The 25772-nt window shown below is 68.6% G+C and carries 21 protein-coding genes and 1 tRNA gene; 10 read left to right on the top strand and 12 right to left on the bottom strand.

The window, feature by feature from the left end; genetic code table 11:
• Window positions 1-6: 6 nt before the first annotated feature.
• A complete protein-coding gene (locus BLU27_RS08915) occupies window positions 7-3006 on the top strand; it encodes a glycine--tRNA ligase (protein ID WP_241827866.1) in 3000 nt (999 codons plus the stop codon).
• An 18-nt stretch (window positions 3007-3024) separates the two neighbouring features.
• Here the strand turns inward: BLU27_RS08915 and BLU27_RS08920 are convergent, their stop codons facing one another.
• Both BLU27_RS08920 and BLU27_RS08925 read right to left on the bottom strand, forming a co-directional pair.
• Entirely contained in the window at window positions 3025-3444 is a 420-nt protein-coding gene (locus BLU27_RS08920) for an ester cyclase (RefSeq protein WP_092652301.1), read from the bottom strand.
• A 140-nt stretch (window positions 3445-3584) separates the two neighbouring features.
• Window positions 3585-5693: an ABC transporter substrate-binding protein gene (locus BLU27_RS08925; RefSeq protein ID WP_092652303.1), complete on the bottom strand. Its 2109-nt coding sequence runs from the start codon at window positions 5691-5693 to the stop codon at window positions 3585-3587.
• Window positions 5694-6033: 340 nt separating this feature from the next.
• On the opposite strand from BLU27_RS08925, the gene BLU27_RS08930 reads away from it, so the two are divergent.
• Entirely contained in the window at window positions 6034-6450 is a 417-nt protein-coding gene (locus tag BLU27_RS08930) for a hypothetical protein (RefSeq protein WP_092652305.1), read from the top strand.
• 241 nt (window positions 6451-6691) lie between these two features.
• Window positions 6692-7525, top strand: a complete 834-nt coding sequence (locus BLU27_RS08935; RefSeq protein ID WP_092652307.1) for a class I SAM-dependent methyltransferase — start codon at window positions 6692-6694, stop codon at window positions 7523-7525.
• 46 nt (window positions 7526-7571) lie between these two features.
• Here the strand turns inward: BLU27_RS08935 and BLU27_RS08940 are convergent, their stop codons facing one another.
• The 3 genes from BLU27_RS08940 to BLU27_RS08950 form a co-directional block, all read right to left on the bottom strand.
• Entirely contained in the window at window positions 7572-8141 is a 570-nt protein-coding gene (locus BLU27_RS08940; protein ID WP_092652309.1) for a mycothiol transferase, read from the bottom strand.
• Window positions 8142-8235: 94 nt separating this feature from the next.
• Window positions 8236-8754, bottom strand: coding sequence for an HNH endonuclease (locus BLU27_RS08945; protein WP_092652311.1), 519 nt, complete (start codon window positions 8752-8754; stop codon window positions 8236-8238).
• Window positions 8729-10174: a 13E12 repeat family protein gene (locus tag BLU27_RS08950; protein ID WP_092652313.1), complete on the bottom strand. Its 1446-nt coding sequence runs from the start codon at window positions 10172-10174 to the stop codon at window positions 8729-8731. The genes BLU27_RS08945 and BLU27_RS08950 overlap by 26 nt, the downstream gene beginning before the upstream one ends.
• Before the next feature lie 162 nt (window positions 10175-10336).
• On the opposite strand from BLU27_RS08950, the gene BLU27_RS08955 reads away from it, so the two are divergent.
• The 3 genes from BLU27_RS08955 (at window position 10337) to BLU27_RS08965 (ending at window position 14210) form a co-directional block, all read left to right on the top strand.
• Entirely contained in the window at window positions 10337-11605 is a 1269-nt protein-coding gene (locus BLU27_RS08955; protein WP_197681744.1) for an ISL3 family transposase, read from the top strand.
• 653 nt (window positions 11606-12258) lie between these two features.
• On the top strand, window positions 12259-13362 hold the full coding sequence (locus BLU27_RS08960; protein ID WP_157728356.1) for an MASE1 domain-containing protein: 1104 nt from the start codon (window positions 12259-12261) through the stop codon (window positions 13360-13362).
• Between the two features lie 365 nt (window positions 13363-13727).
• Complete coding sequence (locus BLU27_RS08965; RefSeq protein ID WP_092652317.1) at window positions 13728-14210, top strand: hypothetical protein; 483 nt, start codon at window positions 13728-13730, stop codon at window positions 14208-14210.
• A gap of 809 nt (window positions 14211-15019) precedes the next feature.
• Here the strand turns inward: BLU27_RS08965 and BLU27_RS08970 are convergent.
• Window positions 15020-15448, bottom strand: coding sequence for a hypothetical protein (locus BLU27_RS08970; RefSeq protein ID WP_092652319.1), 429 nt, complete (start codon window positions 15446-15448; stop codon window positions 15020-15022).
• A 413-nt stretch (window positions 15449-15861) separates the two neighbouring features.
• On the opposite strand from BLU27_RS08970, the gene BLU27_RS08975 reads away from it, so the two are divergent.
• Together BLU27_RS08975 and BLU27_RS08985 are read left to right on the top strand one after the other, a co-directional pair.
• Entirely contained in the window at window positions 15862-16920 is a 1059-nt protein-coding gene (locus BLU27_RS08975) for an AI-2E family transporter (protein WP_092652321.1), read from the top strand.
• A 635-nt stretch (window positions 16921-17555) separates the two neighbouring features.
• Window positions 17556-18128, top strand: coding sequence for a tyrosine-type recombinase/integrase (locus BLU27_RS08985; RefSeq protein WP_197681745.1), 573 nt, complete (start codon window positions 17556-17558; stop codon window positions 18126-18128).
• Window positions 18129-18203: 75 nt separating this feature from the next.
• Here the strand turns inward: BLU27_RS08985 and BLU27_RS08990 are convergent.
• From BLU27_RS08990 to BLU27_RS09000, 3 genes are all read right to left on the bottom strand, one after another.
• Window positions 18204-18277, bottom strand: a tRNA-Pro gene (locus tag BLU27_RS08990).
• 16 nt (window positions 18278-18293) lie between these two features.
• The gene (locus BLU27_RS08995) at window positions 18294-18857 is read right to left on the bottom strand and encodes a GNAT family N-acetyltransferase (protein WP_092652327.1); all 564 of its coding nucleotides are present in this window, start codon (window positions 18855-18857) and stop codon (window positions 18294-18296) included.
• 10 nt (window positions 18858-18867) lie between these two features.
• On the bottom strand, window positions 18868-19767 hold the full coding sequence (locus tag BLU27_RS09000) for a metallophosphoesterase (RefSeq protein WP_092657433.1): 900 nt from the start codon (window positions 19765-19767) through the stop codon (window positions 18868-18870).
• 97 nt (window positions 19768-19864) lie between these two features.
• Here BLU27_RS09000 and BLU27_RS09005 point away from each other — a divergent pair, with 97 nt between their 5' ends.
• Entirely contained in the window at window positions 19865-20317 is a 453-nt protein-coding gene (locus tag BLU27_RS09005; protein ID WP_092652329.1) for a GatB/YqeY domain-containing protein, read from the top strand.
• A gap of 100 nt (window positions 20318-20417) precedes the next feature.
• Here the strand turns inward: BLU27_RS09005 and BLU27_RS09010 are convergent, their stop codons facing one another.
• On the bottom strand, window positions 20418-22871 hold the full coding sequence (locus tag BLU27_RS09010) for a penicillin-binding protein (RefSeq protein ID WP_092652331.1): 2454 nt from the start codon (window positions 22869-22871) through the stop codon (window positions 20418-20420).
• Window positions 22872-23089: 218 nt separating this feature from the next.
• Between BLU27_RS09010 and BLU27_RS09015 the strand changes: the two genes are divergently transcribed.
• Entirely contained in the window at window positions 23090-23413 is a 324-nt protein-coding gene (locus BLU27_RS09015) for a WhiB family transcriptional regulator (RefSeq protein ID WP_092652333.1), read from the top strand.
• A 172-nt stretch (window positions 23414-23585) separates the two neighbouring features.
• Here the strand turns inward: BLU27_RS09015 and bagB are convergent, their stop codons facing one another.
• Window positions 23586-24740 carry an ArsA family ATPase gene (bagB, locus tag BLU27_RS09020; protein ID WP_172804916.1) on the bottom strand — a complete coding sequence of 385 codons (1155 nt, stop codon included), beginning with the start codon at window positions 24738-24740 and terminating at the stop codon, window positions 23586-23588.
• Window positions 24737-25747 carry an ATPase BagA gene (bagA, locus tag BLU27_RS09025; protein WP_092652335.1) on the bottom strand — a complete coding sequence of 337 codons (1011 nt, stop codon included), beginning with the start codon at window positions 25745-25747 and terminating at the stop codon, window positions 24737-24739. The genes bagB and bagA overlap by 4 nt, the downstream gene beginning before the upstream one ends.
• Window positions 25748-25772 lie beyond the last annotated feature (25 nt).

Genomic DNA, 25772 nt, shown 5'->3' on the forward strand with positions numbered 1-25772 from the left:
GTCCGCGTGGCAACTGTGGTGACGATGCAGGACGCGCTCCTCGCGCTGACCAACTACTGGACCGAGCGCGGCGCGATGATCGTGCAGCCCTTCAACACCGAGGTCGGAGCGGGTACGTACAACCCCGCCACGATCCTGCGGGTGCTGGGGCCGGAGCCGTGGCGGGTGGCGTACGTCGAGCCGAGCGTCCGCCCCGACGACGCACGGTACGGCGAGAACCCCAACCGCCTGCAGACCCACACGCAGTTCCAGGTGATCCTGAAGCCCGACCCGGGCGACCCGCAGGAGGTCTACCTCGGCAGCCTGGGCGCGCTCGGCATCGACGTGGACGCGCACGACATCCGGTTCGTCGAGGACAACTGGGCGTCCCCGGCGCTCGGTGCGTGGGGCCTGGGCTGGGAGGTCTGGCTCGACGGCCTGGAGATCACCCAGTTCACGTACTTCCAGCAGGCCGGCGGCAAGAACCTCGACCCGGTGTCGGTGGAGATCACCTACGGCATCGAGCGGATCCTGATGGCGCTGCAGGGCGTCGCCCACTTCAAGGACATCGCCTACGCGCCCGGGATCTCCTACGGCGAGGTGTTCGGCCAGTCCGAGTACGAAATGAGCCGGTACTACCTCGACGACGCCGACGTGGCCACCAACTGGCGGCTGTTCGAGGACTACGAGGGGGAGGCCCGCCGGTGCATCACCGAGCGGCTGCCGGTCCCCGCCCACAACTTCGTCCTGAAGTGCTCCCACGTCTTCAACGTGCTCGACTCCCGCGGCGCCATCAGCACCACCGAGCGGGCGAACGCGTTCGGCCGGATGCGCTCGCTGGCCCGGCAGGTAGCCACGCTGTGGGCCGAACGCCGGGAGGAGCTGGGTCACCCGCTCGGTCTGGCCGAGCCACCGGCGCTCGCGGAGGCGCCCGCCGACGACTCGGCGTACCCGAAGATCGACGAGCCGAGCACGCTGCTGTTCGAGCTCGGCACCGAGGAGCTTCCGCACGCGGAGGTACGCCGGACCGCCGAGGCCGTCCGTGAAGGGCTGACCAGCCGGCTCGCGGGTACCCGCCTCACCCACGGCGACGTTCGCACCTACGCCACGCCGCGGCGGGTGGTCGCGGTCGTCGAGGCGGTGGCCCCGCACGAGCCGGACGCCGAGCGCACGGTCCGCGGGCCACGTGTCTCGGCCGCCTACGACGCCGACGGCAACCCGACCAAGGCCGCGCAGGGGTTCGCCCGCGGCCAGGGTGTGGACCCCGCCGACCTGACCCGGATCGAGCAGGGCGGCGCGGAGTACGTCGCCGCGGTCCGCACCGAGGTCGGCCGGCCGGCGGCGCGGGTGCTGTCGGAGGTGCTCGGCTCGCTGGTGGCCGACCTGCGCGCCGACACGAACATGCGCTGGAGCGACCCGAAGCTGTCGTTCACCCGTCCGATCCGCTGGCTGCTGGCCCTGCTCGGCGAGCAGGTCGTCCCCGTCGCGGTCTCCGCGCTGGCGTCGGGGCCGACCACCCGGGTGCGGCGTACGGCTGCCGAGCCGGTGGTCACCGTGCCGTCCGCCGACGGCTACCTCGACTTCCTGCGCCGGCACGAGATCACCGCCAGCCCGGACGAACGCCGTGAGCTCGTCGTGGCCGCGTCCCGGTCCCTCGCCGCGCAGGTGGGCGGCGTGATCGACCTGGAGGGCGAGGCTGCCCTGGTCGAGGAGATCGTCAACCTGGTCGAGCACCCGGTGCCGATCCTCGGCTCGTTCTCGGCCGACTACCTCGACCTGCCGGCGGAGATCCTCACCACGGTGATGCGCAAGCACCAGCGCTACCTCCCGGTGCGTGCGGGCGACGGCACGCTGCTGCCGCACTTCGTCGCCGTCGCCGACGGTTCCTGCGACGCCGACGTCGTGCGCGCCGGCAACGAGGCGGTGCTGCGAGCGAGGTACGAGGACGCGGCGTTCTTCTGGCGGGCCGACCTGGACGTGCCACCGGAGCAGCACCGCAGGGGCCTGGCCAAGCTGGCGTTCGAGAACCGCCTCGGCTCGATGGCCGAGCGCGCGGACCGGATCGCCGCCGTCGCGGGCCGGCTCGGTGAGCTCGTGTCGGTGTCCGGCGACGACGCGACCACGCTGGCCCGGGCGGGTGAGCTGACGAAGTTCGACCTTGCCTCGCAGATGGTGGTCGAGCTCACCTCGCTGGCCGGGACGATGGCCCGGGAGTACGCCCGGCGGGCCGGGGAGACCGACGCGGTGGCGTCGGCGCTGTACGACATGGAGCTGCCGCGCACCGCAGGTGGCCCGCTGCCGGCGACCCGGCCGGGCGCCCTGCTGGCGCTGGCGGACCGGCTGGACCTGCTGGCCGGGCTGTTCGCGGTCGGTGCCAACCCGACCGGAAGCTCCGACCCGTTCGCGCTGCGGCGGGCCGCGCTCGGCGTGGTGAGCATCCTGCGCGACCGGCCCGACCTCGCCGCCGTCACCGTGGAGCGCGGGCTGGCCGAGGCTGCCGAGCGGATTCGCGCACAGGGCGTGGAGGTGCCGGAGCAGGCGCTGGCCGATGCGCGTGAGTTCGTCGTACGGCGGTACGAACAGCAGTTGCTGGACGCCGGGCACGAGTACACCCAGGTGCAGGCGGTCCTGCCGCTGGCGGGGACGCCGGCGCTGGCCGACCAGACGCTGCGGGAGCTTTACCGGCGTACGTCCGACCCGGCGTTCGGTGACGTGGTGACGGCACTGCAGCGGGTGCGGCGGATCGTGCCGGCCGACGTGGCCCGCGGCTACGACCCGGCCGCGCTGACCGAGCCGGAGGAGCTGGCGCTTCACCAGGAGCTGGGCAAGGTCGCCGACACGCTCGGGCCGGAGTACTCCCTGGCCGAGTTCGCGGACGCTGCCGGTGGGCTGGTCGGCCCGGTCAACGCGTTCTTCGACGCGGTGCTGGTGATGGCCGACGACCCGGCGGTACGCGCCGCCCGGCTTGGGCTGCTGGCCTCGATCCGCGACCTGGCCGCGCCCGTGCTCGACTGGGACGCCCTGTAGAGGTCGTACGCCGATAGGTCAGATGAGCGCCACGGCGTCGAGCTGGCGGAGCAGGCTGAGCTCGTCGGACAACGTGGTGATCGCGCTGACCCGGCCGCCGGACACGGTGAGCAGGTCGATCACCCGGATCTCCACCATCCGCCCGGTGGGCGCGACCGGGCCGAGCGGGGTGGCCAGCGCGCCCACGTGCCGTCCCCGCATCCGGACCGCCAGCGCGATCCGGCCGTCCGCCTCGAACGACTCGATGACTTCGGTCGTACGTCCTTCGTAGGTCTCCTGCAGCGCCAGTGCCCGGCTCACCAGGTCGGGCACGGCCAGCTTCACGTCGTTGACCACCACCGGGTCGGCATACACCGCGTGGAAGGCGGTCTCGGCCGCCGCCCAGTCGACGATCGGTTCGTCCCACAGCCGCAGGATCTGCCTGACGAGGGAGTTCATGGCAGCAGTCTGCGGCGCCGGGGCCCGGTGAGGACACGCCAGAACGCCCGACTTCGAAGGCCGAAGGCCATGTGGTTCGACGTGCGACGCGGCCGGGCCCCCGGCGGGAGGCCCGGCCGCGACCGGGGGAGGGGGGTCTCTCAGGTGATGTGCTTGTCGGGGTTCTGCCAGAAGTACGTCTCCGGGTCGTACACCGCGGGCGTCGGGTGCTGCCACGGGTTGACGAACCCGCCCTGGGAGAGGTTCTCCTTGCGGGGCACGTTGCGCAGATCCTTGTGGGCCAGCATGACCGCCGGGGTGTTGGCGATCGTGCCCATGAAGAACGGCCCCTCCTCGATGTGGATCTTCACCATCTGGAACGCGATCTGGCGCCGCCTGATCTCGTCCGGCTCCAGCTTGGCCTGGTCGTAGAGCTTCCACAGCCGGTCGATCGGCCCGCCCTTCTCCGGTGCCATCCGTGGCGGCGTGCGCTTGAACGGGTCGACGTCAAGCTGTTCTTTCTCCGCCGGCGTTCCCCGCAGGTTGTACATCTGGCCTTCCAGCGGAGCCCACCGGCTGGGCTCGACCGGCACCATCCAGGCGACCTGGGCGAGGTGGTCGGGTCCGCTGCTGACCTCCCACGCGCACTGGGAGGCGAGCTTGCCGTTGGCCCACTGGTCGCCGTAGCCCTCCGGCGCCACCGGGTTGAGCTTGACCGTCAGCCCGACGGCTTCCCAGTCCCGCTTGAGCATGTTGTTCTTCTGCTGGTGTTCGGTTCCGGTGTCGGCCGGAAAGTCCAACCGGATCGCCAGCGGGCTGCCGTCGGGCATCTCCCGCTTGCCGTCGCCGTTGGTGTCCTTGAGGCCGAGCTCGTCAAGCAGCGCTTTCGCCTTGTCCGGGTCGTACTTCACATAGGAGTCCCGCCACTGCTTGTAGACCTTCTGACCTTCGGCGCCGGACTGGTACTCCTTGGCCTTCGGACTCATCGTCCCGGTGGAGAGTTCGCCGGTGTTGAAGTAGATCTGCTTGCGGGCGTCCTCGCGTTTGAACGCGTACGACAGCGCCTGCCGGAACTTCGGCTTGCGGACGAGAGCCCGCATCTTCGGGTCCTCGTAGTCATAGTTGAAGAAGAACATCGAACCGGTGCCGGTTCCGCTGTCCCAGAAGAAGAGCTGCATCCCGCTGCGCTTCTCGGTCTGCTTGAACCCGGAGACGTCTCCGAGCGTCAGCCCGGTGAACGGCCCGTGCACGTAGTCGACCTTGCCCTGCTGGATCTGCAGCTTGCCGACCTCGACGTCCTTGTTGGCGCGGAAGGTGATCTGGTCGACGTTGGGGAGCTGGCGGCCTTCCCGGTCGACAACCCAGTAGTAGGGATTGCGTTCCCAGACGGCCTGGCGGCCCTCCTTGTAGGACTTCAGGACCCAGCCGGTCATGACGGGGCAGCCGGGAGTCTGTACCTGGTTGCGCTTCTTCTCGAACTCGCCGTCGGCGCTGGCCCAGTTCTTCGAGACGGACTTGTTGTAACGCGGGTGGTACTGCTTCAGGTAGTGCTTGGGCTCCATCCAGGTGGAACCGTTGCCACGGTTGACGTATCCCGCGAGTCGCATCGGCGTGAGGGGAGCGGGCGCGTCGTAGGTGAGCACCAGGGTGTACTCGTCCGGTGCGGTCATCTTCATGACCGTGCCCTTGCCCGACTTCGCCTCGTCGGGCGGAACCTCCGTGTGGTCGGTGTTGAGGACCATGTCCTCCCACCAGAACATGATGTCGGCGGTCGTCCACGGCTGCCCGTCCGACCAGTGCAGTCCCTTGCGGAAGTGCAGTGTCCACTCCGAGGCGTCCTCGTTGGACTCGAAGCTCTCCACCAGACCTGGGCCGATGTCCAGCGCGTCGTTGAGGAAACGCAGCAAGGAGTGGCCGTACATGTACTCCAGGATCTGCAGGTCGTTCGTCTCCGGGACGAGGATGTTGAGGTTGCCGCCGTACTTCGCCGGCTCCAGCCACTTGTGCGGAACGACGTACGGGCTGGAAGGAATTCGCCTGGCCAGCTCGGGGAGCTTGCCGGCCTTCACCTGGTCGGCCAGCATCGGCGCCTCGGTGAGCTTCTTGGGTGGCGAGAGCGGCTTGCGCTCCGAACCCTTGCCCGAGCTTGCCGCCGGCTTGCTCGCCTTGGATTGGCCGCTCTGCTCGCCCTCACCCGAGGAGCACGCGCCGAGCATCACGGCGCCGGCCGTGAGGCCCGTGCCGTAGAGGAATGTGCGCCTGTCCAGCATCCTGTCGTCTCCGCTTTCTTCGACTGCAGAAGTTCGTTACAACGTGGTACTGCCGTGAAGAAGTGTTCAGGTTCTAAGGCCGGAAAGCCCCCTGTTGTCCTCAGTTGGCTGAGTTTGTGCCGGTTCTGGTTGCCGGCTCCCTTGACTGCGAGACGTGGTGTGCGCGTGGGTGGCCGGCGCGTAGTCGCTCGGGCGCGCATGCGGGGTGTTGCCGTCAGGAAGTGATTGCGGGGGTGACTCGCGAAATCGCGGTTGCCAACCGTGTCCGCTGTAGCGGATAGTACTGGTATCCATAATGGATAGTCTCGCTATCCACTTCCCCGGAGGAGAGTCGTACGCCATGGAGTCCCTGGCGCTGGCCGCCCCGTCCCGGATCATCGCCGGAGCGGTCCTGCTCACCCTGCTCACCATCGAGGTCGGTGGCTGGTTCATGACCCGGATCGCGCGCGGCGCGGTCCCGATGACCGACTTCCAGAAGTCCTTCGCGCGTGCGGGGCACGGGCATGCCGGGGTGCTGGTCATCCTCAGCCTGGTTGCGTTGCTGTACGTCGACGTGACCAGGCTCACCGGAGTCCTGCTGTGGATCGCTCGGCTGGGCGTCCCGGTGGCGGCCGTCCTGATGTCCGGTGGATTCTTCGCCGCCTCCATGGGGCGTGACGTCACCAGGCCCAATCGGTTCGTCGTCCTGCTGTGGGCAGGTGCGACCTCCCTCGCCGCCGGGGTGTCGAGTCTCGCCATCGGCCTGCTCATCGCGTGAAACCCGTTGTCCCGATGGGCAGCCGTACCGACAACGACGCACGACCTGCTCGACGTGGCCTCATCCGACCAGGGCTTGCCGTGACCGCTACGGTGATGGCGTGCGAGATAGCAACTAGCCCAGCCCTGGCGCCCGGACTCGGTTCCTAGCCGAGAATCCCGGCGCCGCGCCGACGGTGACTTGCGCGTCGGCGCGTTCCGCGTTGCCCTCGTACCTTCGTCTTGGAACAGGACCCTCATTCATGGATCCACGTCGTGCGGTTTCCTCGGCCGAACCCGTCGACTCCTCGCACCCGACCGACACCTACGAAGCCCTCGTCGCGGACGCCCTGGCCGCCGCGGAGGCGATGAGCGGGTGGAACTTCTCCTACCTGCAGGGGCGGACCAGCGGCGGCCGGCTTTCCTGGTCCTACCCGGACCTTGCCCGCGAAGCGGTAGCGCACTCTGCCGCCCTGCTCGACCTCGACACCGGCGGTGGGGAGATGCTGGCCTCGCTGGCACCGCTTCCGTCCCACACCGTCGCCACCGAGGGCTGGGAGCCGAACGTGCTCGAAGCCAGGAAGCGTCTCGAGCCGTTCGGTGTCGACGTCCGCAGGGCACAGGAGGGAACCCGGCTACCGGTTGCCGACGGTGAGTTCGACCTGGTTCTCAACCGGCATGGCGCGTTCGACATCGACGAGGTGTGGCGCGTCCTGTCACCGGGTGGGATCTTCCTGACCCAGCAGGGCGGAACGCGCAATGATCTCGAGCTCAACGCCGCGCTCGGGGCACCGCCCGCCCAGGACGCGGACTCGGACGCCTTCGCCGAAACCGTTGCGGCGTTGGAGAATCGCGGCTTTGCGATCCTCACTGCCCAGGAGGAGTTCTCGCCCTACGCCTTCCACGACATCGCGGCGGTGGTCTACCACCTGACGGTGGTGTCCTGGGTGATCCCCGACTTCGACGTACGCCGGTACGACGCGAAGCTTCAGGAACTCGACCGCCACCTCCGCGCCGACGGGCCGCTCGTGGTGCACAACCACCGCTACCTGGTCAGGGCGGCAAAGCCCGGTGACGGCATGCCGTCCGCCCGCTGACTCCCTTCGACCGGTCGTGACCCGTCCGCCCGGCGTACTTGCTGGTTCAGGCGTGCCAGCCGGGCGGCGGGTCCTCACCGACCACGCCGTCCACGGCCTCGCGGAGAAGGTCGGCCTGCCCGGTGTGCCGGCCGTACTCCTCGATCAGGTCGAACACCAGCCGGCGCAGGCTGGCGTGGCGGCCGTCGGCTGAGGAGGCGTGGACGAGCTGGTCGAGCCCGCCATCGGCCAGCGCGGCGTCGAGCCGTGCCTTGGAGCGTTCGACGGCGCCGTCCCACAGCGCGTAGAGATCTGCGGGGGAGTCGTCGGCGGCGGAGACGAACACCCAGTCCGGTACGTCGTCCCGGTAGATCGTCTCCCACGGCTCGCCCGGCGACTCGCCGCGCAGCTTGCCGGTGAAGGTGTAGTCCTCGACGAGTGCTAGGTGCTTGAGCAGGCCGCCGAGGGTCAGCGAGGAGCCTCCGATGCGGGTCTGCAGTCCGGCCGCGTCGAGGTGGCCCGCCTTCCAGCGGAACGTCGTACGCAGTCGGTTGAGCGCGCCGAGGAGATGCTCGGTCTCGGTGCCGGCAAGGGGTGGCTCCCAGGGCGGATCGATGCTCTGGTCGGTCTCGGTCATGGCGGCACCCTAGAACCTATCCCGGACGTCCCGCTTCCGAAGAGCCGCTGTGCGCTGGCGTCGGTTCCTCGGATCGCGGATGGGCAGAAAGCTGTCAGAACGGAGGTAGGTCATTGTCGGCCGTTCCCGTTGTGGCGCTGACCGCTGGGTCGTCGACGGCCGGGTCGGTGAGGGATGGTGTTCGGCTGTGGTAGTGCCGGCCGTGGGGGTCGGTGAGGGTGTGTTCGCCGGGTCCGGTCTGGTGGAGTTTCCAGTCGCGGCCGGTTTTGGCTTTGTGGTGGCGCGGGCACAGCGGTGCGATGTTCTCTACGGACGTCGATCCGCCGTGGGCGTGTTCGGTGTTGTGGTCGAGGTGGCAGGTGGCGGCGGGTCTCCTGCAGGTGGTCCATGCGCAGCGTTGGTCGCGGGCATGCACCAGCTCTGCCTGCAGCCCGCGCAGGAATCTCGCCGGGATGGGATGCAGATGCAACAACCGCCCGGTGACCGGGTGGGTGACCCCGACACTGAATCTGGCTTCGGGGTTGTCGAGGTGGTTGGCGACGACGCGGCGGGCGACTTCGGTGATGACGGGTCCGAACCCGCCGAGCTCACCAGGCTGGCTGCTGAGTCCCATCAGGGTGGTCAGGGGGATGTTCAGCTGTATCTTCGCCCGCGCGTGCGTATGGGCCCCCAGCTCGGTTGTGAGGAGGACCAGGGTGGTGTTGGTGGTGTCGGGTTGCCTGTCGGTGGATCAGGCGGACCTGGCGGGTCGGCCGTTTCGTCGGGTCGGCGGTTCTGCCGCGGGATCTGACCCGCGGCTGGGTTCGTGGCATTCGTTGCCGCGTGGCGCTCTGCGGCGTCGTGTGCTGCGGTGTCGTGCGCGGTGGAGCAGTCGCAGGGGGTGTAGTTAGCCGTTCCGGTTCCGGCGGGAGAGCAGTCACCGCAGTCACATCCGGCGCTGTGCAGGTCGTGGTCGGGGAACCGGTGAACCGCACAGGACCCTGCTCGCCGCGCTCCTGCCAGGCGTCGCCTTCCGCGGTGCACTGCCCAGTGTCCCGCGGCGTCTCGTCCTGCCCAGCCGCGTCCTGCCCAGCCGCGTCCTGCCCAGCCTCGTCTTGTTCGGCCTCGTCCTGCTCAGCCTGGTGCTGCTCAGCCTCACCCTTCTTGGTCTGCTTCTGCACCGCGCCCTGCGCTGCCTGGTCCTGCCTGGTGTGGTTGGTGGCCGCTGGTGCTGAGCAGTCTTTGATGTCGGCGGTGCCGGTGAGTAGGGCGGCGGCGACGTCGGCGCGGAGTTGGCTGAGGGTGCGTGGGTCGCCGGACGATTTGACTGCGCGGGCGATGGCGTCGATGTAGCCGTACGCCTCGGCGGCCTGGCCTGCGGACAGGCCGCGGATGGCGAGGTCGGCGACGCCGTCGACGGCGGGCCAGATCGCCACGTTCCGCCCGGACCTGGCCGCCCGGTGCCGTTTGGCGGCGGCTTCGGGGTCTGCCGTGACGACCTCGGCCTCGACCTTCGCCCGCAACAACCCGCCCCGCAATTCCAGGACTTTGGGGAAGATCGCCTCCTCTATGGCACCCCACACATCGGGTTCGGCATCGGTGATCCGATCCACGATCACCCGCACATCGTTGAGCTCCAGCCCACCGGACGCGAGGGCCTCACGTACCCGCGGCAGCCGGGGCAGCGTGGCGGCCAGGGCCACGTACTGGTGCGCCCGGTAGCCGGTCCACCCCAGCAACGGCTCCAGGACCTCCGGGGTCATCGGATCCGGGGTGACACTGCGCCCGGCCGGGCCGTCAACCCTGCCGGGCTCGGCGTAGACCAGCTCGTTCACCGCGGTCAGGCACTCAGCCTCCACCCAGCAGCCCAGCCGCCGTAAACCCTTGATCAGCTCCTCCAACTCGAACCCGTTACACCCGGCCACGTCGACCGACGCCACCGCCGCCGCCAACCCAGGACCCGCCGGCAGATCAGCAAACCCCGCAGGCAGCACCCGACGGCCACCGGGCTGCCCGCCCAGGTGGCCGTCGAAGCACCCACCGTCATCGCTCACGCGTCCCTCTCCTCGGCTTGGTGTGGGTTGCTGGCCGGGCCGGGAGGGGCGGTTGGTGTGGATGGCTTGGGGTGTGGGGTGCGGGGCGGGGCATGAAAGGACGCGCACGTGGTTGCCCTTAGGTTCTGGGTGTCGAATCCTTAACCGTCTGGAGCAACGCACGTGCGCGTCAGCACAGTATTCAACCGCATCCTGGGTCTGCCCGGGGCATCGGTGTGCTCGGTGGGGTTCACCGGCGACGGCCTGGTTGTGGGTCTTCGGCGCCGGCGGGGTCGCCGCTACCGGTGCCCGTGTGGGTACTCGACCCGGGCCCGCTATGACATCTCCCGCCGCCGCTGGCGCCACCTGGACTTCGGGGCCACCAAGGTGTGGCTGGAAGCCGACATCGCCCGGATCGCCTGCCCCGCATGTGGGATCCGCACCGAGACCGTGCCGTGGGCGCGGCCGAACGCCCGGCACACTCGCGACTTCCAAGACGTGATCGGCTGGCTGGCCCAGCGCATGGACAAAACGAGCGTCGCGCGGCTGCTTCGGTGCTCGTGGGAAGCGGTCGACCGGGCAGTGAGAATGCTGGTGGCCGAGCACCTGCCCACCGACCGGCTGGACGGGCTGTATCGGATCGGGGTGGACGAGATCTCCTACAAACGTGGCCACCACTATCTGACCATCGTCTGCGACCACGACACCGGCCGGGTGGTGTGGGTCACCAAGGACCGCACCCGCAAAGCGTTCACCGACTTCTTCACCGCCCTGGGCCCTGACCGCAGCGAACAGCTCACTGCGATCACCATGGACGGCTCACCGATCTACATGCCCGTCGCCGAAGAGAACGCGCCCCAGGCCGCGGTGTGCCTGGACCCCTTCCACGTCATCAAGTGGGCCAACGAAGCCCTCGACAAAGCCCGCCAAGCCAACCCCGCCATACCGCCCACCCCGGCCACGCCGATCAAGCGGTCCGGGCCGCTCACCGTGGCCGAACAGATCAACGCCCCCGCCAAGGCGTGGCGACGACTGAAGACAGCGCTGCGCTCAGGTGCTGAGAACCTCACCGACGAACGCCGCGCCCTCATCAACGCCCTGCGCCGCCACAACTACCAACTCTTCCGGTCGTGGACCCTCAAAGAACAACTACGAGACCTCTACCGCATCCCACCCGAACAGGCCCGCCGATACCTCAAAAGGTGGATCATCCGCGCGTTCCGATCCACGATCCCCGCGATGCACCAACTGGCCACCCGCCTGACCAAGTACTTCGAACAAACCGTCGCAGCCGTCGAACTCGGCCTGTCCAACTCCCGAGCAGAAGGCATCAACAGCAAGATCCGAGTCATCCAACGCCGCGGCTACGGACACCCAGGACCCGACTCCCTCACCGCCATGATCTACCTCTGTCTCGGCGGGATCACCCTCAACCTCCCCACACAAACCTGAGGAGAGGGTCACGCGTTCGATTCTACCGAACAAGATCGACCCGCGCGCGCCGGAAACCCCTTACCCACAAGAGGAATCCACGTCAACTCCAACTTGCGCGACTCGTTCGGGGCAGCCAACTTCAGCCGTGCCGAGTGCCCCTCACGTCGAACGTACGGCAGACCCCCTCACAGCCTCGACACGCCTTTTCGCCGGCCGGCGCACTCGTACGAGGAAGCGGCCATGAGGGGGATCCGGAACGTACCGCCAGGCCGGCCGGTTGTTGGTGCTGTTGCAGGAACAGCTTTCGGTCGGATGTCGCGGGGGAGCCCGTCGATCAGCTCCCGGTAGCGCCCGGGTGAGGTCATCATCCCTGGCTCCTGGTAGAAGTCGAGCGTCGTTGGATCCGTGGTCAGCACGGTGGGGCTCCTTCGGTGATCCCAGGCGGTGGTCCCAACCTCGTCCTTGACCCAGGGGCAAGGGCAACCAGTAGATGCAGACCCCGCTCGGCCCCAGCGGCACGGCGGTGAGGGAGGTTGCGGAGGTCAGCGCAGGTGGCCGTGGCGGCGAGCGCCGGGCCGGGATGCGACCGGCGATGCTTCGTGGGTCGGTCTTGGTCGGATGGATCACCCCTCGGGTGCAGGGGTCTGTTGCTCGGGCGTAGCGTCGCATTCATGGCGAAGGGCCAGCCCTCTCGTCGGCGCCGTGTGGAGACCGTGTTGGCGATTGTTGTGACCACGGGGGCCTACCTGCTGGCGGCGCAGCCCGGCCTGCTCAAGCAGTTCGGCGGGTCGGGCATGGCGAGTCTGGTGTGGCCGGCAAGCGGGGTTGCCTTAGCGGCAGTTCTGATCTTCGGGCTGCGGGCGTGGCCCGGAGTCGCATTGGGGGCCTTTGTGGCCACCTGGGTGGCATTCAACCGGCCGCCCTTGGTCGCGCTGGGGATCGCGGTCGAGGCCACGGTTGGGGTCGTGCTTGCGTACGTTCTGCTGCGGCAGGCAGGTTTCAGGAACGATCTCGCCCGGGTGCGAGACGCGGTGGCGCTGGTGGTGTGTGGCGTGATGGCCGGCATGGTGACCGACGCGGCCATCCGCGGCGGAGTCTTGGTGCTGGCCGGCATCGACCCGGCCCGTGAGTACGGGCCGCTGATGCTTCGTAGTTGGCTCGGGTCCGGACTCGGAATCCTGGTTGTCACGCCGTTCCTTCTGGTGCTCCGCAGAATCTCGCTGCGTCGGGTGCTTCCTGACGTGTGGCGCCTGGTGGAGGCCGGCGGGCTGATTGTGTGCACGCTGGGCGTGACATGGTGGGTGATCACGGGAGGCCACGGCCGGGAAAAGCTGTTTCTGGTCTTCCCGCTCCTGATCTGGGCGGCGTGGCGGTTCCAGCTCGAGGGTGCCGCACCCTGTGTTGTCGCCGTTTCGGTTGTCACCGTGTACGCGACGGTGAGGGGTCTCGGTCCGTTCAACGGGACCGACCCACAGGCGGCGCTCATCACGGCCCAGACGTTCGTCGCCGCAACCACCCTTGCCACCCTCTTCCTCGCCGTCGCGGTGACCGAACGCAACGATTCCCGCGACGAGATGGATCTGGCCGCCCGCGAGCTCGTGAGAGCGGTGAATCTCCTCGGCGAGCGCCTCCGACCGGACAAGGCCTCCAGCGCCGAGCGGGTTCAAGCAACGCCGCAGCCCGTCAATCCGCGCATTCGCGAACGCTCCTACTCCACCGACGATGACACTCGCGCGGTCCGCACCGAACGTATCCAGCACCCGCCGGATGACTGAGCGGCCCAGCGGGAAGGGGCGCGGTCGCTTGGAGGGGCGGAGGGTTTGCCGGTGGCCTGGCTTGGTCCGGGAGAGTGGAGTAAGGCCCCTAGCCTCGTCCGGCGCGGTGGGCAGCTTGGCTGCCCGCCCTTGACCGCCCACCGTGGGCCGCCGCTCTTGGGGTCCCGGAGCAAGCGAGGTGGCTGAAGCCTCCGGCCGTAGCCAGCCACGCAGCCATTTGGTCCCGCTGAGCGGGACGTGATGAGGATCGCCAGCGTTCTGATGTCGAACGCCGCGCCATCTTGGGCCGGCATAGGTCAGCGGTGGTTGCTGGCGTGGCTGTACATCGCTGCTGTACTCGTGTTGGCGGGAGGTAGCCTGCGCCCGTGGCAACCGAGGAGTCTGCACCGGCGTGGTCGGCCGACGGGATAGGGCGGCGGCTGCGCTCGTTCGCGGACGAGCTTGAACGCGAGCTGGGCCACACCTGCAAGGTGCGACGCCAGTGGGAGAGCTTCGAGGAGGGCGCCGGCGGTTTGGTGACCAAGCTGATCCCTTCCCGGACCGACGCGCTGGCGGTGACCTGGATCGACTTCGGTTCGGGCCTCCAGATGGAAGCAGGCCTTGGTCCGGGCGGCTTCTGGGAGCTCGACGAACGAGACGACCAGGCCGTGGAGTTCATCCAGTCAACAGTCCGCGCCATTACCGCTGGCCGGGTCAGCGAAGTGTTCGGGAAGAGCCGATCTCGGGTCGAGGTGACGTATGAGGATGGGTCCACCGACCACGAGACTGGCTATGGAATCTGCGGCATCCTCCCGCAGCCCGGATGGCGCCGCCGCGGCCGCAAGGTCACCTATGCGCCCTACAGGTAAGACGAGTTACTCGTACGTGGGCTTTGGCGGCGGAGGTTACACACGTGCGCCCCGACGGCAACAGGTGGCGGCAACCACTCTCCCCCGTCGTCCTCGCAACCAGCCAGATTGAAGGTCGCAGCGGAGGCGGTCAAGGGTCGGCGATCACGAAGTGACGCCGCAGGAGCCGTTGAGGGCCGGGTGGAGGCCGGAGACTGGCCTGCGAGGAGGATGGGGACGGTCCCTTGCCAGCGGGCCATTCCACGTGTCACCTTCTCGGCTATGAGGCACCGCGCTTCCGGTGGAGACTCCCGGATGTTGGCGTGGATCGTGTTCACCGGCGAGCGGGTCCTGGACGTGCTAGGCGAGGCGGCGGTCAAGCTTGCCGCATGTGGCCTGGTCGCGCTTGTGGGCCTTGGCCTCGTAGCGGCTCCAGCGCTCACGGTCGCGGTGGTCGTGCCGGTGCTGCTTCTGGCTGGCTACGGCTGTGTCGAGTGGCTTCGTGCGTCGCGACGGGGCGTGCGGGTTCGGCATCGCCGCCTGGTGACGGGTTCGGTTGTGACGGCTGCCGTTGTCGGCTGTCTGGCCCTATATGCGGTTGCATACTGTCGTTGCTCGAGTTGGTGGTGACGGGTCGCACGGTGAGCCCGAGGACGGCGCCCTGGCGCCGCCCGCAGGGGCGGCCGGGGCGGCTGCGCCGCGTCAGCGGCGCCTTACCTAAGAAAGCCGGAATCGGCAAAATGGCCCGTACATCGTCCTTGCTCTGAAATGACTCCTATTTCTGATCGGCGCAGACGAAGCGGTTAGGCGGATCTTCTCGCAGGGAATGGTCAGCGCCGGCCGCCCACGAGTTCGTTTGCTTTCTCGCGTCTGAGAGCAGCTTCGAGGGCGGCGTACTCTGCCTCGTCGATGGCTGCTCTGGCGAGGTCGATAGCGAAGGAGGCGTCATCTTCTGCCATGTCGGCCTCGTCAGCTGCCCTGTCGGCGTCAAACTCCTCCCGTTTCGACTCGATCTTGGACCGGATTTGCTGGACCTGGCTGTCCCATTGCTGCTGAACGTCCCGCCACCACGCGGAGGCTCCGGCCTTGGCCTGGCCGGCACGTTCCCTGAGTTCGTTGTTACGTTGCTGTGCCCCGGCCCGCGCCTTGGCGACCTGCTCTTCCAGTTTGGTGTGCTGGTCGGTCTGTGCGGCATGGAAAGCGTCTTCTGCTTCCTTGGCTTTGGCTGACATAGCGGCTAGCTGTTCCGAAAGTGTCATCTGCTTCTCCTTCAACTCCAGCGAGGCTGAGGTGCTAGACAGGCAGAACTACCTCCCGCCCTCTGGACCTGTGCGCCATTCGGCCCGTAGAAGTGCCCGTCACTGTTGAACTGCCCGCACTCGCCTGCCTCACTTCGAACGTACGAAGCCGCAGACATTCGGTTACAGGGACCAACGTCACCGAAGCGGACCGCCCCGATGTCCTGACATGACGAGTCCTCAGGTGAACACACGCTAAGGTCCGAGCGGTCGATGACTTCGAGCCGGCCCTCAGTCCGCAGGTCCAACCGACGTTGGCTCGTTTGTCCGATCCTCATCGTGGAAACGTCGACCACGAGATGGCTGAAGGAGCCCAGCCGCGCCGCTGGGGGTGGGTATGGCTGCCCACAGGACGGCAGGCCCAAGGAGGGCTAATGTCGGACAAGGCGGTCACGCGATCGGCGATGTCGCGACCGATCACGCTCCTGGTAGGACTAGCGGCCACGTTCCTTGTGATCTCGGGTCTGCGAGACACTGCGAACCTCGTTGGGCCGACCTTTTTGGCCTTGGTGCTCACCATCGCGGTGCATCCCCTGCACAGCTGGGCTAAGCGTCACCGGCTACCTGGCTGGGTCGGAACAGTCGGTGGCCTAATCGCCATCTACCTCTTCCTGTTCACCCTCACGGTCTCCTTCGGCATCGCGATGGCACGCTTCGCTATGCTCCTGCCCACTTACCAGGTGCAGATGAGCCGACTGCTTGATCGCGCTCTGGCCTGGCTCTCGGATCTGGGGGTAACCCAGCGCCAGCTCGAGAAGATGGCCGGCACACTCGACATCAACAAGCTGGCCACGGTGGCCGAAAGCGTGGCGGGCGGTCTGCTCGGCGTACTGACCAGTCTCGGCTTCATCGCAGCTCTGCTGCTGTTCATGGTCTCCGACGCCGCTGGCCTCGCGCACAAGCTCTCCGCCGTGCCCGCCGAGCGACGTCCGTTGGTGCGTGCGCTGAGCACCTTCGCGTCCGGCACCCGAAGGTACCTCTTGGTATCCACAGTCTTCGGACTTGCCGTAGGTGTTGTCGACGTCCTTGCCTTGCTCGTGATCGGCGTACCAGCTGCCGTGCTGTGGGGCCTACTGTCATTCATCACCAACTACATCCCGAACGTCGGCTTCGTGATCGGCCTGATACCACCGGCAATCCTCGGGCTCCTCCAAGGCGGCCCCAAGATGATGATCGCTGTCATAGTGGCGTACAGCGCCGCAAACGTCCTCATCCAAAGTGTCATCCAGCCGAAGGTCGTGGGCAACGTCATAGACATGTCCGCCACCCTCACCATGCTGTCCTTGGTCTTCTGGGCCGCGACACTCGGTGCCATCGGTGCACTGATGGCCGTCCCACTGTCCCTTCTGGTCAAGGCACTGCTCGTCGACGCTGACCCGGGCTCGGCCTGGCTACAGCCCCTTCTGTCCGCTCAGAAGAGGTCAGCGAGATGAAGCCGCGCGGCTAGGGCGCAGCCTGACTAGTGGCTGGATGGTCCGGATGGCTGTCGCCATGTCTTCCATGCTGTCGATAACGGCGGCGGGTTCGGCCGCGAGGAGATTGGTTCTCCGGTCGGGCGACTTCGCTTGGCCGATGCTGTGGACTCGTGTCGAGTGGGCGACGTCGATGTCGGTGAGTGAGGCGCCGTTGAGGACGCACTCCCTGCCGGGCGCTGCGATGATCTCCAGCGCCTGTCGCACCGGTTCGGGGTGAGGCTTCATCAGGTCCGGTCGCCCCGGCGGTCGTCCCACGATGGCCAGGACCAGGCCGTCGACCTCGTGCAGCTGGAGGTAAGCCGCGACTGCCAGGCGCGGACTTGTTGCTGACGATGACGACGGGCCGCCCCTGTGTCGTGGCACGCCTTCACCGCTTTCGCCGAGCCCTGCGTGGGGATGGCGTCCTCCGCCGCCCGGAGTTCGCCCGCTCGCCGCGTAGGAGAGGGCACCCCGCGTGTGATAGGCGCCAGGCCCATGACGCCGAGCGACTCAGGCGCTACGGGCGTTGCGGCTCGGTCGGCGCACAACAGGCGAGCATCGAGTACGGACTTGTCCTCACTCTGTGACAGTCAGGGCGGGAGGTGTTGTCCGTCGTGGCTGCGGATGGCTGGTCGGGGCTCGTCTGTGGGGAGGGCGTCGCGGAGTCGGATGGCGTCGGTCTGGAGTGGGGCGATGTGGACGTGGAGGAGGGCGAGCTGTCGATCTCCCGCCAGCTGCAGCGAGTGGGCAGGCAGCTCCTGCACCGCGAGACGAAGACTTCGGCCTCAGATGCGATGCTGCCGCTTCCTGAGATCTGTCTGGCTGCCCTAGACCTGCGCCGGCGTGCCCAGGACCGGGAACGGCTGTCTGCGGGGGAGTTGTGGCATCCGTCGGATCTGGTGTTCACCACCCGTTACGGCGGGCCGGTCGAGCCGCGCAACTTCAACCGCGAGTTCGCTGCGTGCATCGTCAAGGCGGACGTGCCGTACATCACGGTCCACGATGCTCGCCGGACCTGCGCGTCACTGCTGGTGGACCTTGACGTGCATCCCAGGGTGGTGATGCAGATCCTCCGGCATGCCCAGTTCGCGGTGACCATGGAGATCTACAGCAAGGTGTCCTCGAAGCGGACGCGGGACGCGCTCAAGCGGCTGGGGGCGATCCTCGGTGACAGCGGTTCTGGGTAGCCGTTGCTGTACTTGGCGGCTGTACAGACGCTCAAAGGCCCCGCCGGAAGACTCCGGCAGGGCCTCTGACCTGCGTCGGGGTGGCGGGATTTGAACCCACGACCTCTTCGTCCCGAACGAAGCGCGCTACCAAGCTGCGCCACACCCCGAGAACGCCAGGCGAGTCTATCGGGCTCCTTCGCGAGCCTGCGACGGGGTATCGGTCATCGCGTCCGGGATGCCCCGGTAGACCGTCAGCAGCCACTCCTGGAACCGCACCTGGCGCCAGTACGTCATCCCGAGCTTCTCCATCACCCGCACCGACCGGACGTTCGCCGCGACCGTGATCGCGATCAACGACCGGAGCCGGAGCTGGCCGTACGCGAGATCACGAACGGCCATCGCCCCCTCGGTGGCCAGGCCGCGGCCCCAGGCGGACGGGGCCAGCCGCCAGCCGATCTCGACTTCCTGCGGGACGGCGAGGTGCTGGTGCAGGCCGATGAACCCGGCCAGCTCTCCCGTCGACCGCAGCTCCACGGCGTACAGCCCGTAGCCCCGCTCCTGCCAGTGCTCGTCGATGCGCTCGGCCAGCTGGTCACTCTCGGCCTGGCTCATCGGCGTACCCATGATGTGCTCCATCACCATCGGGTCCGCGTTGAGAGCCGTGAACGCCGGCCGGTCCTCCGCGCGCCACGTACGCAGGACCAGCCGTGGTGTGGTCAGCCGGGCCGGAACCCTGAGCAGCCTCACGCAGGCACCCTCACCTGGCGGGTCGCAGGGTCAGCAGGCTGGCTTCGGGATAGCAGGCGAACCGGATCCGGGCGTACGGCGAGGTGCCCAGGCCCGCGGACACGTGCAGCCACGACGGGCCCCAGCGGGACAGGCCCTTGGCCCGCTTGGTGTCCAGGTCACAGTTGGTGACCAGCGCGCCGTACAGCGGTACGCACAGCTGGCCGCCGTGGGTGTGCCCGGCCAGCAGGAGGCGGTAGCCGTCGGCAGCCATCGCGTCCAGGACCCGGCGGTACGGCGCGTGGGTGACCCCGATGGTGAGCTCGGCGGACTCGTCGGCCGGCCCCGCGACCTCGGCGTACCGGTCGGCGCGGATGTGCGGGTCGTCCACCCCTGCGAACGCCCACCGCCGGCCGTCGGCCTTCAGCTCACCGCTGGCGTTGTTGAGGTCCAGCCAGCCGGCCTCGGTGAAGCCCCGCCGCAGCCCCTCGATCGGCAGCTTGGGAGCGACGATCGGCCGCGGTCCCTTTCGCCTGAGGTAACGGAACGGGTTCACCGGTGACGGTGCGTAGTAGTCGTTCGACCCGAAGACGAACACGCCGGGCAGCTCCAGCAGCCGCTCGTAGGCGTGCAGCGCCACCGGGATCGACTCCGGGTCGGAGATGTTGTCACCGGTGTTGACCACCAGATCGGGCTCCAGGGCGGCGAGCCCGCGGACCCACTCCACTTTGTCCTGCTGGTCCGGCATGAGGTGAAGGTCGGACAGGTGCAGGATGCGCAGCGGCCGGCTTCCCGGCGCCAGCACCGGTACGTCGAACCTGCGCAGGCGGAAGGCATGCGCCTCGTACGCCGCGGCGTAGGTCACGCAGGCGGCACCGGCGGCGACGGCACCGGCGGCTGTTCCCAGGGAGTACTTGAGCAGCGGATGCACCCGGCCAGCGTCCCACACCACGCTGCGCTCGGCGAACTCGCGCGGGGGCCCGGCTCGGAGCCGCCGCACCGGAGCGTCCCGACCGTAGGATCGGCCCATGAGCGACCTCAAGGACCGTCTGCGCACTGACCTGACCGCCGCGATGAAGGCGCGGGACGCGTTGCGCGCCTCGACGCTGCGGATGACCCTCACCGAGGTGACGAACGCCGAGGTGGCCGGAACCTCCGCGCGGGAGCTGAGCGACGCCGAGGTGCTCGAGGTGCTGGACCGGGAGGCGAAGAAGCGCCGGGAGGCGGCCGACGCCTACGAGGAGGCCGGTCGCGGCGAGCTCGCCCGCAAGGAGCGCGCCGAGGGCGAGATCATCGCGGAGTACCTCCCCGCCCAGCTGTCCGACGAGGAGCTGTCGGCGATCGTGGCCGGCGCCGTTGACGAGGTGGGCGCGAGCGGCATGAAGGACATGGGCAAGGTGATGAAGGTCGTCCAGCCGCAGGTGAAGGGCCGGGCCGAGGGCGGCCGCGTCGCCGCCGCCGTGCGCTCACGGCTCGGCTGACCGGAGCGCCCTGGCCAGGACCAGAAGGGCCGCCCGGCCACCGGAGAGATCCGGCGGCCGGGCGGCCCTCTTTCGTGCTCTGTGCGTACGGCCGTCGGGCTCAGCCCGCGCCCAGGATTCCGCCGAGCGGCCCGTGCGGACCGTGGGGTTTGTCCGGACCGGGACCCCCCGGGCCGGGCGGCAGGTCCGGACCCTTCGGCGGCTGCGGTTGCGGCTGCGGGTTGGGCTGCTGCGGCGGCTCCGGCTGCGGGGGCGGCGCGGGTGGTGAACCGTCGGAGATGTAGACGACGACGGTCGATCCCGAACCGGCCTTGCTGTTGGGACCTGGGCTCTGCCGGGCCACCGTGCCGCGGGGCAGCCCGGAGTCGACGTAGGAGCCGATGGCCATGCTGAACCCGGCCGCCTCGATCGTCTTCTGGGCCTGGTCGCGGCTCATCGAGATCACCGACGGGACGTCGGTCGGTACGCCCTGCACGACGTCTGGGTTGGGCTCGACGAAGTCCGGGCTCTTCTTGCCCTCCAGCGCGCCCTTCATGGCGGCGGTCCACATCGGGCCGGCGAGCTTGCCACCCCAGACCTGGTCGCCGAAGACCCGCCTGCCGCCGATCTCCTTGCCGATCAGGGTGGTCTGCGGCGCGTCCGCGTCGGTGATCACCGACGCGGCGGCCATGTTGGTGGTGTAACCCATGAACCACACGCCGATGCGGTCCTCGCTGGTACCCGTCTTACCGGCCGCCTGGCGTCCGTCGAGGTGCATGTCGGCACCGGTGCGGCCCGGGTCGGGGCCGTCGATGACCTGGCGGAGGACGTAGTTGACGCCGTCGGCGACGTCACGCGGAAGCACCTGCTTGCAGTCGGGTCCCTGCACCTTGACCTGGTTGCCGGTGCGGTCGGTCACCTCGGTGATCGGGACCGCGTTGCAGTGCAGGCCACGGGCGGCGAACGTGGCGTACGCCTCGGCCATCGACACCGGCGCGATCTCGTTGACGCCCAGGGTGAACGGCTTCACCTGCTGCAGGGGCCTGCCGTCGGCGCGCACCGCGCCCATCCTGGCGGCGAGGGTGGCGGGCTCGCAGATGCCGGTCACCTTCTCCAGCTCTGCGAAGAACGTGTTCACCGAGTGGGTGGCGCCGGAGATCATCGTGCTGGTCGAGCCGGCGCTGGTGGAGTTGCTGACCTTCCAGGGCTCGGTGACCGCGCCCGGTTTGCCGCCCGGGCAGGTCTTCACCGGCCCGGTGATCACCGTGCTCCCCGGCGACGGGAACGACTTCGTGATCGGGATGCCCTGCTTGATCGCGGCGGCCAGCACGAACGGCTTGAACGTCGAACCCGGCTGGTAGCCGAGCGTGCCGTTGTACCTCTGCGGGACGTTGAGGTTGATGAACGTGTTGCCCTTGCCCTGGCCGTAGCCCCTGGACTGGGCCATCGCCTTGATGTAGCCGGTGCCCGGCTCGACCATCGACACCGCTCCGATCGCACCGTCGGTGGGGCGGACGTTGTCGTGCACCGCCTTCTCGGCCGCTGCCTGGGCCTTCGGGTCCAGCGTGGTCTGGATCGTCAGCCCGCCCTGGTCGATCATCTGCCGGCGCTGGTCGCGGGTCTTGGCGAGGTTGGTGTCGTGCAGCAGGAGTTGCTCGACGTAGTCGCAGAAGAACGGGTACTTCGAGTAGTAGCAGCCGCGGGGCGTCTTGTTCATCTTCAGCCCGAGGGGGGTCGCGCGCGCCTCCTGGTAGGCCTTCGGCGAGATCATCCCGAGGGTGGCCATGCGCGAGAGCACGAGGTTGCGGCGGTTCACCGCGGCCTTGGCGTCGGCGACCGGGTTGACGTTGTTCGGGTCGCGCACCAGCCCGGCGAGCATGGCCGCCTGGGGCACGGTGAGCTTGGCCGCGGTGGTACTGAAGTAGTGCCGGGCGGCGGACTCGATGCCGTAGGCGCCGTCACCGAAGTAGACGATGTTGAGGTACTTGCCCAGGATCTCGTCCTTGGTCATCTTCTTCTCGAGCTCGACGGCGTAGCGCAGCTCCTGGAGCTTGCGGCCGTAAGAGTCCTCGATGACCTGGGCCTTCTCCTCCGGGGTCTGGGCGTTCTCGAACAGCACCTGCTTGACGTACTGCTGGGTGATGCTCGACCCGCCCTGGGAGACCCCGCCGGACTGCTGGTTTCGTACGAACGCGCGCAGCGTGCCCTGGATGTCCAGCGGGCCGTGCTGGCGGAAACGGGCGTCCTCGATCGCGACGATCGCCTGCTGCATCGCCGGGGCCACCCGCTTCAGGGGCACCTCGACGCGGTTCTGGTCGTAGAACGTCGCGATCACCGAGCCGTCGGCGGCCAGCACGCGGCTGCGCTCGGGAAGCGGCGGGCTGGTGAGGTTGCCGTCCATGTTCTCGAACGCGTCGGTCGCTGACTGGGACGAAAGCCCCAGCAGACCGGCGAACGGGACGGCCAGCCCGGCGACGAGCGCGCCGGTGAGCGCGCTGATCCCGACGAACAGCAGGATCTGCGAGACGAAACCCCGCTCACCGTGTGTTCGCGACATGGCTCGGATTGGGCTCATGACGGCATAGCCTACGCGGTCGTCCTGCGTGATCGCTTCGTCAAGTCGCCGACCTCCCGAGCCCTACTTACCCAGCCCGACGGTCGACACAATCTCAAATCTGGCCTTCGGGGGCTGTCGCTTTGGGCTCTCGTGGCCTTACCGTTCTGCCAGGACGTTGGGGGAACGTCCGCGCATCGGTCACCTTGCGTGACCGACGTCAGGGGAGGGACAAGAGAATGACATGGAATGGCGACTGGGTCCGGCTGGCCGCCTGCCGCGGAAGTGACGAACCCGACCGGCTGTTCGTCCAGGGGGCCGCTCAGCACGATGTCAAGACCGTCTGCATGGGGTGCCCGGTTCGTACCGAGTGCCTCGCGGAAGCACTGGACGGTCGGATCGAATGGGGGGTCTGGGGAGGAATGACCGAGCGCGAGCGTCGTGCCGTGCTCCGTCGACGCCCCACCGTCACGTCGTGGCGGCAGCTGCTCGAGACCGCTCGCACGGAGTACGAGCGGGCCTACACCGCACACGGACCCGCCCGGGTTCGTGCCCTCGGGTAGGCAGGGGAGCAGCGCGAAGTAGCACTTCAGGTCGGTGCCCTCGTCCCGGACCATTGACGGGGGCCCGGCGTATCGCTTTCTTTCACCACGAAACCACCATCTTCGGCGTACGCCGGCGGGACAGGCGCACGCCGATCACCTCGGCGTGCGCCGGTCGTCTCGGGTACGGCGGTCACTCGCCGCTGAGCCGGGCACCGATCTCGCGCAGGCCGTCCAGGTCGTGCACGTCGGACGACAGCGCGGGTACGCCGGCCACGGCGACACCCGGGTGCGCCGAGGCGAACCTCTCGGCCAGGTGGTGTTCGCGGGCGGCACGGCGCATGCGTTCGCCGTGCAGGCCGAGCACCGCGGCGGCGACCGGGTGCCTGCCGGCCTCGGTGAGCGCCTCGGCCGCGGACAGGCTGCGTTCGGCGGAGACGTGGGTCGCCGCCGGCGAGGTCATCCGGTTGAGCACCATTCCGGTCAGCGGCATGCGCTCGTCCCGCAGGCGTTCGACGAAGTAGGCCGCCTCGCGCATCGCGTCGGGTTCGGGTGCGGCCACCACGAGGAACGCCGTGCGTTCCTCCTGGAGCAGTGCATAGGTGCGTTCGGAGCGGGCTCGGAAGCCACCGAACGTCGTGTCGAGCGCGGCGACGAACGTCTGGATGTCGGTGAGCACCTGGGCGCCGAGGAGCTTGGTGAGCATTCCGGTGACCAGGCCCATCCCGGCGGAGAACATCTTGAGTGGGCCGCGTGCGGGTGCGCTCAGCAGCCGCAGCAGCCGGCTGTCCAGGAACGACGACAGCCGCTTCGGCGCGTCCAGGAAGTCCAGCGCGGACCGCGACGGCGGGGTGTCGACGATGATCAGGTCGTACCGCCCGTCGGCCAGGGCGTCGGCGTGCAGCTGGCCGAGCTTCTCCATGGCCATGTACTCCTGGGTGCCCGCGAACGACGACGACAGCGCGACGTAGAACGGGTTCTCCAGGATCACCTTCGCCTTCTCCGGCGAGGTGGTGGCCAGCACCACCTGGTCGAAGGTGCGCTTCATGTCCAGCATCATCGCGTCGAGGTGACCGCCGCGTTTGGTGTCGATCCCCTCCACCCGGCGCGGGGTGTCGTCGAGTTCGGGCAGCCCCATCGCCTGGGCCAGCCGCCGCGCGGGGTCGATGGTGAGTACGACGACCTGCCGGCCGCGTTCGGCGGCGCGTACGCCGAGGGCCGCCGCGGTGGTTGTCTTGCCGACCCCGCCGGAGCCGCAGCAGACGATGATCTCCACGGTCCGGTCGTCCAGAAGCGCGTCGATCTCCAGGCCGTGCAGCCCGTCCACGGTCTTCCTTCGCCTGCTCATGCCATCCCCTGCGCGGTGAGTGCGTGGCTGAGCTCGAACAGCGCGCCGAGATCAACTCCGTCGGTGAGGCGGGGTAGTTCGTACGTCGGCCGGCCCAGCCCGGCGACCTGCGCCCGGAGCTCGTTCTCCAGCTCGACCCGGACCGCGTGCTCGCGGGCGTCGGTGAGCAGCCCGTTGACGGTCTCGTCGTCGGCGGACAGCCCGGTCTCGCGCAGCGCGGCGGTGAAGTCGTCGCGGGGGAGCGAGCCGCCCGACGCCGCGGTGAGCGCCTTCGCGTCGAGTGGGCTCTGCTCGGCCAGGTTGACCACGACCGCGCCGACGGGGATCTTCGCCTCCCGTAGCTCGGCGATCCCGTCCGCGGTCTCCTGTACGGGCATCTCCTCCAGCAGCGTCACCAGGTGGACCACCGTCTGGGGCGAGCGCATCATCGTCATGATGCTGTCGGCCTGGCGGCGGATCGGGCCGACCCGGGCGATGTCGGCGACCCCGGCGTTGACTCCGAGGAAACGGGCGATCCGGCCCGTGGGCGGGGCGTCCAGCACCACAGCGTCGTAGACCCGGGCGTGGGTGCGCTTCTTCTCCTTGCGGCGGACGGCCTCGTAGACCTTCCCGGTCAGCAGGACGTCGCGGACCCCGGGGGCGATCGTGGTGGCGAAGTCGATCGCGCCCACCTTGTCCAGGGCCCGAACGGCGCGGCCCATGTGGTAGTACATCTCGAGGTACTCCGCGAGCGCCGCCTCCGGGTCGATCGCCAGGCCGTAGACCTCGCCGGCGGTGGCGTTCTCGTCGGGCACGGCGGCGATCCGGTGCTCGTCGTAGGTGCGGTTGGGCGCGTCGAAGAGCCGGGCGATGCCCTGGCGGCCTTCGACCTCGCACAACAGGACCGTCTGCCCGCTGGCCGCGAGGGCGAGCGCGAGTGCTCCGGCGACCGTCGTCTTACCGGTGCCGCCCTTGCCCGTCACGATATGGAGGCGGACACCCTCCCAGTCACTGTCACCGCGTGTCACGCTCGTCGAGACTAGCCGCTGCGAC

It is taken from the genome of Actinopolymorpha singaporensis (genome assembly GCF_900104745.1).
Lineage (GTDB): Bacteria > Actinomycetota > Actinomycetes > Propionibacteriales > Actinopolymorphaceae > Actinopolymorpha > Actinopolymorpha singaporensis.